Annotated in this window: 7 protein-coding genes; 3 read left to right on the top strand and 4 right to left on the bottom strand. The window is 51.2% G+C overall.

Annotated elements, in window-relative coordinates; translation table 11 throughout:
• Positions 1-46: 46 nt before the first annotated feature.
• Positions 47-787 carry a transcriptional regulator SfaY gene (gene sfaY / locus HBM92_RS15140; protein ID WP_000012016.1) on the top strand — a complete coding sequence of 247 codons (741 nt, stop codon included), beginning with the start codon at positions 47-49 and terminating at the stop codon, positions 785-787.
• A 146-nt stretch (positions 788-933) separates the two neighbouring features.
• Positions 934-1485, top strand: coding sequence for an HTH-type transcriptional regulator PapX (gene papX, locus HBM92_RS15135; RefSeq protein WP_001298062.1), 552 nt, complete (start codon positions 934-936; stop codon positions 1483-1485).
• A gap of 325 nt (positions 1486-1810) precedes the next feature.
• Here the strand turns inward: papX and HBM92_RS15130 are convergent, their stop codons facing one another.
• Positions 1811-2848 carry an IS630-like element ISEc40 family transposase gene (locus tag HBM92_RS15130; protein ID WP_000950586.1) on the bottom strand — a complete coding sequence of 346 codons (1038 nt, stop codon included), beginning with the start codon at positions 2846-2848 and terminating at the stop codon, positions 1811-1813.
• A 229-nt stretch (positions 2849-3077) separates the two neighbouring features.
• On the opposite strand from HBM92_RS15130, the gene iroN reads away from it, so the two are divergent.
• Positions 3078-5255, top strand: a complete 2178-nt coding sequence (iroN, locus tag HBM92_RS15125) for a siderophore salmochelin receptor IroN (protein WP_001222189.1) — start codon at positions 3078-3080, stop codon at positions 5253-5255.
• Positions 5256-5299: 44 nt separating this feature from the next.
• Here the strand turns inward: iroN and iroE are convergent, their stop codons facing one another.
• From iroE to iroC, 3 genes are all read right to left on the bottom strand, one after another.
• Entirely contained in the window at positions 5300-6256 is a 957-nt protein-coding gene (gene iroE / locus HBM92_RS15120; RefSeq protein WP_000271272.1) for a catecholate siderophore esterase IroE, read from the bottom strand.
• A gap of 84 nt (positions 6257-6340) precedes the next feature.
• Positions 6341-7570 carry a catecholate siderophore esterase IroD gene (iroD, locus tag HBM92_RS15115; RefSeq protein WP_000933673.1) on the bottom strand — a complete coding sequence of 410 codons (1230 nt, stop codon included), beginning with the start codon at positions 7568-7570 and terminating at the stop codon, positions 6341-6343.
• 103 nt (positions 7571-7673) lie between these two features.
• On the bottom strand, positions 7674-11333 hold the full coding sequence (iroC, locus tag HBM92_RS15110; protein ID WP_001111200.1) for a salmochelin/enterobactin export ABC transporter IroC: 3660 nt from the start codon (positions 11331-11333) through the stop codon (positions 7674-7676).
• Between the last annotated feature and the right edge of the window lie 84 nt (positions 11334-11417).

Below are 11417 nucleotides of genomic sequence, written 5' to 3'. Positions count from 1 at the left end.
CAGCCAGACCTTCTGGTCGGGAGGGGCTCATATTTCCGGAGGAGTAATGTCAGGGGCAGTTAACAGTATACTGGAGGTGAAATCAGGCAGAACAGAATATATCCTCTCACCGGTTTTTGAGCCTGTATGGAATCAGACCGGGAAAATATTTGCTTTTGAAATGCTCTCGGATATCCGTTCAGCAAAAGACGGGAGGAAAATCTGCGCATCTGTTTTTTTCAGAAGTGCACCTCCGGATATTCAGTACAAAATACTCATCAGTCAGTTGAAGACTGCGGAAACGCTTCATAAATGGTGTCTGCAGAAGAAAATAATGCTGAGTGTCAATATTTCCCGGGTGGTAGCCCTGTATCTGAGAAAACATGGCATCCCGGGGCGGCCGGGAACACATATCAGGCTTGAGGTCAGTGAGGACTTTCCGGCAGTGGCGTTAAAACCCGGTGATGACCCCCTGTTACGTTTTTTGTCAGAACGTTTCACCCTCTGGCTGGATGATTTCGGCTCAGGAAATGCAGGCTTAATGTGGGGACTGTCCGGGATGTTTGAACGGGTAAAAATAAGTCATGAGTTTTTTCATTATGCCCTGAAAAACAGGTGTGCAATGTCGCTTCTCCATGCTGTGGCAGACTCTGTTGCCTGTCATAACCGGGGCGTGATACTTGAAGGTGTTGAAAATGAAGCGTTGTTCCGTATTGCCAGAGACATGAATGTCCAGGGCTGTCAGGGATGGCTCTACAGGCGTGTGGAAGCTGATGAATTATCCGCGATTACTGAGCTGCATGGATAATCCTTTTTCACAGACTTGTCAGCAGCCAGCATTTATGTTCTTTTATCTGAGGGAATTTATCTGTCCGCTGTGCCGGGATATCTCAGTTATACAGAAATCAGGCAGGAATAAATTGTAGTGGAAAGTCGATGTTTACCGGATGACTGATGCGCGCTTGTACACAGACAGTGTGTTTCAGTAATATGGAGAATAATGAAATGAATAACACAGACACATTAGAAAAAATAATCAGACACCAAAAAAACAAAGACCCCGCATATCCCTTTCGGGAGCATTTGTTGATGCAACTCTGTATTCGCACAAATAAAAGAATGCAGGATAATATATCTGAATTTCTGGGGGTGTATGGAATAAATCACTCAGTATATATGGTTCTCACCACATTATTCGCAGCGGAGAGTCATTGTCTGTCACCTTCAGAGATAAGCCAGAAACTTCAGTTTACCAGAACTAATATTACCCGCATTACAGATTTTTTAGAAAAAGCCGGATATGTAAAAAGGATGGATAGCAGGGAGGATCGCCGTGCTAAAAAAATCAGTCTGACATCTGAAGGTATGTTTTTTATTCAGAGGCTCACTCTTGCACAAAGCATGTATCTGAAAGAAATCTGGGGTTATCTGACCCATGATGAACAGGAACTGTTTGAAGTCATTAATAAAAAATTACTGGCGCATCTTGATGATGTCAGCTCATAAAGTGTGAAATGCCTGACTTGTTGAAAGCAGTAGTGTTGCAGAAAGACCTGGTGATGCTGATCTTATATACATAAGCAGCGCCCGTGTCTGAAATGCAGGTTAGAAACAATGTGAACACTATCCGTTAGAAATTGTGACAAAATTCCCGATGATCGACAAGAGCACCGATTTTCCAGTGGCAACATCAGTACAAAAGATGAACGGTACTGACTTTGCCGGAATGAGTCAAAAAGAAAGCTGAACTGGCACTACTGGCAGTGCTTCAGAAATTTATTTGACTGAAGTACAATGAAATAAAAAACATATGTTATATACTCAATAAACCTCAAGATGCGGGTGTGAGCACCTGAAAGTGATCGTTAATTCGGGATGTCAGTGAGTCCGCTATATCCGGCAGTGTCTGGTTAAAAAAGACAGATATTGCTTCCCTGAACTCTCGCGTACTGCTGAAGTAGCGATTATTCCGGGCATGTTCGTTCATTAATTTCCACATTCTTTCTATCGGATTCAGGTTTGGACTGTAAGGGGGAAGGTAATGCAGCCTGATATTTACCACTTCCGCCCAGTCTTTCACTAACTGTGAACGGTGGTAACCTGCTCCATCCAGAATAACGTGGATTTTTTGGTTATAATCAGGATAAACCTTTCGTATCTCATTGAAAAAACGGGATACATTATATTCATTAATGGTTTTATATTCGCAGATTAGCGGTGACGTCAGTGCTTTCAGATTCAGCGCCCCCATGATATTCAGGCGTGTGCGGCTGCCTGTTGTTTTTACTGCTTTTTTCTGGCCTTTGCGTATCCAGCCATAGCTGATTTTAGTGGCCTGAGTCGGATGGACTCCATCAATAAAAAGAATCGGCTCATCACCCACAGTTGTTTTCAGTTCCTTATAGTATTCAATGAATTGCCTTTGTTTCTCTTCACTGAATTTATGGGGGACGCCTGACGGTTTTTTGTAGGTGACACCATTACGATGCAGCCACTTATTCATCCCCGGAATGCTGAAAATGATGTTCCATGTCCGGGTGACAAACGCAATAACATCGCGGGTATGGTGAAATAAATTATCGGATAACTGGCTGATTAAAAAGGCCGTTTGTTCAGCACTGAGTTTGCTGTCTGAGCCGCCGTTTTCGGGCTTCAGTTTTCCTTTATTCAGGAATTCGCTGATATGGTGATCAATCGTTGTCTGATGCAGGCGTAAAGCCTGAGCAATCATGGCAGAACTCCAGCCTTCGGAAGCCAGAAGAATGGCTTTAATACGATCTCTGACTCGCCCGTCACGACTGGAATCATGAAGGCGTTCAAGTTCAGCTTTTTGTTGCTCAGTAATGAATATTTTCATGTTGGACAGCATGATCTTCTGTTGCTGAAAAATCAAGCATCTTCAATGATCACGGGTATATATCAATTTGATATTTATGAAAAATCAATAGATTTATCTTGTGAGGGATTGCTTTTTCTTTTGCTAAATGATATTAATTATCATTCTTATATAAAAACAATAATGGCAGTAAGAAATATCTGGCAAGGATGTGAGCTTAACGATCAAACATTTTAAGTTAGGCATTTATTAGGGAATAGGAATGAGAATTAACAAAATCCTCTGGTCGCTAACTGTGCTCCTAGTTGGGTTGAATAGCCAGGTATCAGTAGCCAAATACTCCGACGATGATAATGACGAGACTCTGGTGGTGGAAGCCACCGCTGAGCAGGTATTAAAACAGCAGCCGGGCGTGTCGGTTATTACCAGCGAGGATATTAAAAAGACCCCTCCGGTAAACGACCTTTCAGATATTATTCGTAAAATGCCTGGTGTTAATCTTACCGGCAATAGCGCCTCGGGCACACGCGGTAATAACCGCCAGATCGATATTCGTGGTATGGGGCCGGAAAACACCTTAATTTTAATTGATGGTGTACCGGTGACGTCACGTAACTCCGTGCGTTATAGCTGGCGTGGGGAGCGTGATACCCGCGGTGACACCAACTGGGTGCCACCGGAACAGGTTGAGCGTATTGAAGTGATCCGCGGCCCTGCGGCGGCGCGCTACGGTTCGGGGGCCGCCGGGGGGGTGGTGAACATCATTACCAAACGTCCCACCAACGACTGGCACGGTTCGCTGTCGTTATACACCAACCAGCCGGAAAGTAGCGAAGAGGGCGCTACGCGTCGCGCCAATTTCAGCCTTAGTGGGCCTCTGGCTGGTGATGCTCTTACCACGCGTTTGTATGGTAACCTGAATAAAACGGATGCTGACAGTTGGGATATTAATTCTCCGGTCGGTACGAAAAACGCAGCCGGGCATGAAGGGGTACGTAACAAAGATATTAACGGCGTTGTCTCGTGGAAATTAAATCCGCAGCAGATTCTCGATTTCGAAGTCGGATATAGCCGCCAGGGGAATATCTATGCGGGCGATACGCAGAACAGTTCTTCCAGTGCAGTTACCGAAAGCCTGGCAAAATCCGGCAAAGAGACGAACCGCCTGTACCGACAGAATTATGGCATTACGCATAATGGTATCTGGGACTGGGGACAAAGTCGCTTTGGTGTTTATTACGAGAAAACCAATAATACCCGCATGAATGAAGGATTATCCGGCGGTGGTGAAGGACGTATTTTAGCGGGTGAAAAGTTTACGACCAATCGCCTGAGTTCCTGGCGAACCAGCGGTGAGCTTAATATTCCTTTGAATGTGATGGTTGATCAAACGCTGACCGTTGGTGCAGAGTGGAACCGCGATAAGCTCGATGATCCTTCCTCTACCAGCCTGACGGTGAATGACAGAGATATCAGCGGTATTTCTGGCTCTGCTGCGGATCGCAGCAGTAAAAATCATTCTCAAATCAGTGCGCTGTATATTGAAGATAACATTGAGCCGGTTCCTGGCACGAATATCATTCCCGGCCTGCGCTTTGATTATCTCAGCGACTCCGGCGGGAACTTCAGCCCCAGTCTGAATCTTTCGCAGGAATTGGGCGATTATTTCAAAGTCAAAGCAGGGGTTGCCCGAACCTTTAAAGCCCCAAACCTGTATCAATCCAGTGAAGGCTATCTGCTCTACTCGAAAGGCAATGGCTGTCCAAAAGATATTACATCAGGCGGGTGCTACCTGATCGGTAATAAAGATCTCGATCCGGAAATCAGCGTCAATAAAGAAATTGGACTGGAGTTCACCTGGGAAGATTACCACGCAAGTGTGACCTACTTCCGCAATGATTACCAGAATAAGATCGTGGCCGGGGATAACGTTATCGGGCAAACCGCTTCAGGCGCATATATCCTCAAGTGGCAGAATGGCGGGAAAGCTCTGGTGGACGGTATCGAAGCCAGTATGTCTTTCCCACTGGTGAAAGAGCGTCTGAACTGGAATACCAATGCCACATGGATGATCACTTCGGAGCAAAAAGACACCGGTAATCCTCTGTCGGTCATCCCGAAATATACTATCAATAACTCGCTTAACTGGACCATCACCCAGGCGTTTTCTGCCAGCTTCAACTGGACGTTATATGGCAGACAAAAACCGCGTACTCATGCGGAAACCCGCAGTGAAGATACTGGCGGTCTGTCAGGTAAAGAGCTGGGCGCTTATTCACTGGTGGGGACGAACTTCAATTACGATATTAATAAAAATCTGCGTCTTAATGTCGGCGTCAGTAATATCCTCAATAAACAGATCTTCCGATCTTCTGAAGGGGCGAATACCTATAACGAGCCAGGCCGGGCTTATTATGCCGGAGTTACCGCATCATTCTGATCGTAGTGTTTCAGGCGCACTGCCCGCGTAAAAGCGGGCAGTGTTTAGTGGCTTAACTCATGACAACCTGCTGTGTAATTTGCGTTTTCACCACTGATATCTAACAGTGCCTGGCGAAAGGAGGCATTGAACATCGGCCCGTGTCCCAGGTTGGGGAAATCCCAAAATACGGCATTGACGCCTTTATCTTTCAGTATAGTGAGGGTGGTATGAATTTTCGACAGCACCCCGACAGCATGCGTTTCCCGGTTATCACCCTGTGTCGCCGAGCCTTCCATTATCGCCAGGTGTTTGGTGCAGAATTGCAGAGGCTCAACCGCCGTAACGCGGCTTAGCAAAGCATCATAACCTCTGCCCAACGACGGGCTGGCGCTGTAGTACGACCGGAAGTAAGAGGAGGACAGCCAGGAATCCAGCACGAAGAGGCCGCCGTAGGAGTGCCCCCATAAGCCGCGGCGTTGCCGATCGATATTCAGTCCCTGTTCCACTTTTGGGGCAATACGCGTTTCCAGTAACTGGCGGAAGTTGTTGCTGCCACCACTCTTACGGCTAAAACGCCCTGAGTGGAGATCTGTTTTTCTGCTTTCTGCTGCTGGCGTATAGTCGTAAGCCCTGCTGTTGAGATCGAAAGGGAGGTTGGTCTGATACCCGACAGCCACGATCACTGGCGGTGTTTTTTCTGACAATTGTTTGAGCAGTTCGTCATCCAGGCGGTCCATAACTGCGTTACCGTCAAGCATATATAAAATCGGGTAACCCGATGCCGGTGCGGTTGTATTCGGCACGGCCGTCCATACCCGATAATGGCGTGTGCCATCGACAGAGTCGAAAGAGGTGGCGCTGAAATGGTAAAACACGGAGCCTTTATCGGCTATATTCGGCCCCAGTGGCCGCATATCCGGCTTCGCATAAACTTGCGCACTACAGATAAGGGTGAGGCAAGAAAGATGAAAGAAAATCGCTTTATGCGGGCGTGTTGAGCGATACTCGCGGGCATACATCTGATGATTATTCCTTTTCCGCAGGTGACAATTTGATTTATTCAGGAAGTCTGTACCGTTTCCTGAAAGTGTTTGTGGGTCAACTCAACCCTGTAGTAAACCAATCCCGTCAATCAGTGCACCGCGCCACCATGCGTAATCGTGACCACCGGTGTAGATTGCGCAATGGCTTTCGACGCCAGCGGTAATCAGCCGCTGGTGAAGTTGCTGAACGTGAGGAACTGTCGAACCTTCCAGCGATCCCACGCACAGGCTGATACGCACGCCCTGCGGTGGGGCAGAAAGCAGATGCTCACTCACCCATGAGGTATCGGTTTCGCTGAACAAGCCTGGTCGACTGGTTCTTTCTGGCGTCCACCACATTGAAGGAGAGTGGCTGAGCACCAGACCGAACGTTTCCGGTGCGTAACGAGCCCCCATTAGCGCACTGATCCCGCCGAGGCTCTGCCCGGCCAGCACTGTGCGCGAACGGTCTGCCCACTGACGCTGCGGTTGTTCAGCGCGGATCATCGGCAGCAGATGCCCTGCGATATCCTTTATCAGCTTGCTGCGCCCGCCGAGTATCTCAGTGCGTTCATGTTCATTAATGTTGTCAATGCCCAGTACAGCCACGGGCACGATGCGCCTGTTATTTATGGCGGCGTCAATTGCCGCGCATACGCCAAGGTGATCAAACCAGGTTTCACCATCGGGCAGCACGACCAGCCCGAGGGGCTGAGAAATATCAATGTCCGGAATATAGAGCCGAACCTGGCGAGATTTCCCGGCGATAATGCGCATGGAGGTAAGCAGTTGTCCGGTGTGGAAGCCGCCGTTCCATTCCGACAGGGCGGGAGCTTTATCAAGTGTCAGCACTGATTCCTTTGCGTTTCCCCGAACGTTGATCTCCGGCATTTTGTTTAGCGGATCGGCCTTTCCGGCGAGGGTGGCAAAACGGCCTCCGGACAGTGCAATCGTCTCAGCCGTAGTGCCGGGGGGGATTTCCAGCAGCGAATAGGAGCCGCAGTAACTTGCGGGTAAACGCAGTGTCAGTGTCCAGATATCCGTTTCGGGAAGGGCGCTCATCATTCCTTTTTCTACGTGCTCTTTATCCGTCACCCGGTTCAGACGCAGATAAACGCCCTGCAGGGGATGTCGGGCGCGCCACAGAAAGGTCACTTCTCGCTCATCTTCCGCTCCTTCGACTGGCGTCACAAGAGGAACATTCAGCGACTCAGCTTCGCGCCAGAAGTCAGTAAGGTTAGCAATGTGGCCCGCTGCCAGTTGGTTGCGCAGGCTGGCGATAGCAGAGGGATGTTGTTGCATGTTCAGCATTCATACTCTTTAAAAATTAAGGATGTCAGTATAAATAATTAAAGCGGCTATTCACGGTACCGCCGCTTCTGACTGTGTTTTTAATACATTACGTGTCCAGTAACTATCCCGGGGTTTCCTCCTTCATGTTGTGCTGGCGATGGAGCGCAGTACTGCTGACGCTGTCATGCCATAAGCGGGTATAGAGGCCGCCTGCAGATAACAGCTGTTCGTGGGTTCCGTATTCCGCAAGTAACCCCTTATCAATAACGGCAATCAGATCGCAGCGTTGCGCGGTGGTCAGACGATGTGCAACAATCAGCGCCGAGTGCTTCCCGGCATGCACGACATCTGTTAACGATGACATCAGTCGTTCTTCGGATGTGCGATCCAGACATGACGTGGCTTCGTCGAGCAGCAGGATGTGAGCATTCGCCAGTTGCGCGCGGGCCAGCGCAATCAACTGGCGCTGACCTGCGGACAGATCGGCTCCGCCGTTATTCACCGGTGTCCGGAATCCCTGCGGCAGATTGCACACCATCTCATACAGCCCTGCCCGCTGTGAGGCAATTTCAACGTCTTCATTGGTGGCGGATGGCCGTGAATAACGAATGTTTTCTGCAATATCACTACTAAACAGTGCTACATCCTGATCGACAAGCCCAATCTGGCGACGATACTCAGTGAGCGAGGCATCATCGAGCATTTGCACACCGATTCTGATGTTGCCGTGCGTGGGGAAATACAACCCGGCAATCAGCTTAATCAGCGTCGACTTACCCGCACCGCTGCGACCGACGACCGCGACAACCATTCCCTCAGGGATCGTCAGGGTAAGTTTGTTCAGAGCTGGCTCGTGACTGTCGGGATAACTGAACGTGACCTCATCAAGATGCAGTGCACCGGTGACAGGGAGGACCGAAGAGGACCCGAGGTTCTCAGTGCCTTCTGTCGCCAGTAGTTCATCAATATGTTTGCCGCTGGCTGTCGCCTGCTGCCAGGCGTCGACAATCCCTGATAACTGCTGCACTGGCCCATAGAATTGCCCCAGCAACAGGAAGAAAGCCGCCAGTACCCCGGCAGTCATTTCTCCAGCGGCGACCTGCGAAGCTCCCACTAACAGAACGGCGGCATAGGAGGCCTCGGTGCAGAATGTCAGGAACGGAAAATAGACTGCAAGGTATTTTTGTGCTCGCACACGGGTTGCGCGGAAACGCTCCGATAACGCGCGCAGCCGGGCGCCCTCCAGTTCCTGCTGACCATGCGATTGCACGACACGCAGGCCGGAGACTTTTTCCTGCAGGGTGCTGTTGACTTTGCCTATTTCCAGCCGTGCTTGTGCATAAGCAGGGGTACTGAGGCGGCGATAAATCATGGTTGCCAGTGCGGCCACTGGCACTGCGCTTAATGCCGTCAGCGCCAGGATCGGGTCGAGCCAGAACATGGTGGCGGCGATTGCGAACATCGTCACCAGACTGGTGGCCGCACCGGCAAGGCCGTTTTGCAGAAAGCGGGCGAGAGAGTCCACATCAACGGTCATGCGGGTCAGACGCGAATCGGCATGCTTTTCGTGCCAGGGGAGTCCAAGACGCAGCATATGGCCGAAGCTACGCAAGCGCACCGAATGCTGAACTGATTCCGCCGCTCTGGCGGCGAAGACCGTCTGCAGAGAATAACTGCACCAGCCCACAATGACTAGGCACAGGGCGAGCAGGGCACAGAGGCCGATGGTCGACATATCGCCTGCGGCGACACCGGAGTCAATGCCGTGCTGCAACAGTATCAGCACCCCTACGCCTGCTGCAGAATCGAGTGCGATCAGCAGAGCGGCGATGACGAACATCCATGCCACAGGCTTCAGTAGTGACGTGACTTTGCGACCTTTACCGGCCAGCGCCTGCTGTACTGCATTTTCCGGTACGCGGGTCATACGGGCGACAAAACCTTTATCCCCCGTATCCGTTACATCGTCTTGTGTCGCTGGTTCAGCCGGCCACAATTCGTTGTGGCTATTGTGGGACGTGGCCAGAAAATCGCTGTCGCCGGTCATCAGTGCGCGGAACGCCGGACAGCGCGCTTCAAGTTCTGCCGGGGTTCCGGTATCCACCATACGGCCCTTATCCAGCACCACAACCCGGCTGGCTAGCTGAAGCGTTGAACGCCGTCGGGCAATCACCAGCAGCATATGCCCTTCGTCAGCATAGCGACCCAGCGCGGTATTAATCTCCGCTTCCGTAACAGCATCAACCGCTGAGGTGGTATCATCCAGGATTAACACGTCCGGTGCAGTAATGAGCGCCCGCGCCAGCGCTATTCGCTGCCTCTGCCCGCCGGAAAGATTCGTACCCCGTTCGGTTAACAGGCTATCGAAGCCTTTCGGCAGGGCGTTGATAAAATCGCTGGCTCCTGCAGCAGCTGCCGCACGGCGAATGTCGTCCGCCGTTGCCTGAGGGTGGCCATAGGCGATATTTTCCGCCACCGTACCGGCAAACAGAAAAGCATCTTCAAATACGATGCCTACCCGGCGACGAAGCGCCTCCAGTCTGATATCGCGAAGATTTTGTCGGCCTTCGCTGGTGTTGAGCCATATCTTTCCGGAGCAGGGATCATAAAAACGCGCCAGCAGCATCAACAGGGTCGATTTTCCTGAACCCGATGCGCCCACCACCGCCACGGTTTCCCCAGCGCGCAGGGAAAAGGAGATATCGCTGAGGATATGTCTGTCGCCATGGTGGTAGTCAAAGCTCATATTCTCCAGTTCCAGTCCGACAACCTGACTGTTAATCGACTCCGTCCCGTCCTCCATCTGTGAACGGGTGTCGATCAGTGCAAACACCCGCTCCACGGACGCCTGAGTGCGCTGTGCGATAACCAGAAACGATGCCAGTACGCGGGTTGGCCCGGTCAGCATCGCGAGGAAGCTGGCGAATGCAACGAAGGTACCGAGATCGATCCGCCCGTGCATGACCGACCACCCGCCGTAGCACAGCAGGACGATTTGCCCGAGCACCGGTAGCGCCAGCATAGTGGCCCCAGGCATCGCCTGCGAGATAACCGCACCGATGCGTACACGCACAATCTGCCGCGACTGCCTATCGAGCCAGTGCGTTTCACGCATCTCTGCCACACAGGATTTTACCACTGAGATCTGTGCCAGCACCTCGCGTATATGTTCGGTGAGATTCGCCAGTTGGTCCGAGGCCATTCCGGTTTGCGCGAAGACCCTACGACGCGCACGAAGCGCGGTGATCGCCAAGCATACCAGTACGCACACGACGATAAGCGTCATGGCAGGGGACATCCACAGCATCACGGCAATGCCGGCAATGTAATAAGTGAACACTGCCAGCGGCACCGGGCACATCTGCAGCAGGGTATGCACCTGCTGCAGATCGCTGTTGGTCCGTGAAATCACCTGCCCGGTGCGCAGCGCATCCTGGCCTGCGCCGTCAAGTTTTTGAATACTGTCGAATACCCGTCCTCTGAGGGTATGCTGCACCCAGAGTGAGAGCATCCCGGCATAACCACGGCGCACATAGTTACCGATGAAATCAAAAAAAGCGATCAACAGTAACCCGCAGGCCAGCCACGGCAGGCGGGCCGGATTGCCCGCCAGTGCGTCATTCACAGCCTGTCTTGTCAGCAGTGGCGTCAGCGCAGCCAGCAAAATAGTCGATACTGACGCTACCACCACGATGACACTAAGTTTCTTACGTTCCCAGCACACGCGCGCCAGGCGAACTATCCATGACTGAGCCGGTGTGGGAGTGTGATTCGCAGGCATTAAGCCTCCTCCGTCTGTAAAATACGATCCACTGGCCGGATCGTTCCGCAAAAAAGCCAGCACACTCCGGTCCCGCATTGTTAT

This window comes from Escherichia sp. E.sYA108 (assembly GCF_011754335.1).
Classification (GTDB): domain Bacteria; phylum Pseudomonadota; class Gammaproteobacteria; order Enterobacterales; family Enterobacteriaceae; genus Escherichia; species Escherichia coli.
The sequence above is the reverse complement of the archived record's forward strand: the minus strand, read 5'-3'. Positions and strand labels throughout refer to the sequence as shown.

Bases quoted from the DNA above. Each gene is read 5' to 3' on its own strand.
- iroN (WP_001222189.1), top strand. From the start codon at position 3,078: ATGAGAATTAACAAAATCCTCTGGTCGCTAACTGTGCTCCTAGTTGGG.
- iroD (WP_000933673.1), bottom strand. From the start codon at position 7,570: ATGCTGAACATGCAACAACATCCCTCTGCTATCGCCAGCCTGCGCAAC.
- iroE (WP_000271272.1), bottom strand. From the start codon at position 6,256: ATGTATGCCCGCGAGTATCGCTCAACACGCCCGCATAAAGCGATTTTC.
- HBM92_RS15130 (WP_000950586.1), bottom strand. From the start codon at position 2,848: ATGCTGTCCAACATGAAAATATTCATTACTGAGCAACAAAAAGCTGAA.
- sfaY (WP_000012016.1), top strand. From the start codon at position 47: ATGTCAGGGGCAGTTAACAGTATACTGGAGGTGAAATCAGGCAGAACA.
- iroC (WP_001111200.1), bottom strand. From the start codon at position 11,333: ATGCCTGCGAATCACACTCCCACACCGGCTCAGTCATGGATAGTTCGC.
- papX (WP_001298062.1), top strand. From the start codon at position 934: ATGCGCGCTTGTACACAGACAGTGTGTTTCAGTAATATGGAGAATAAT.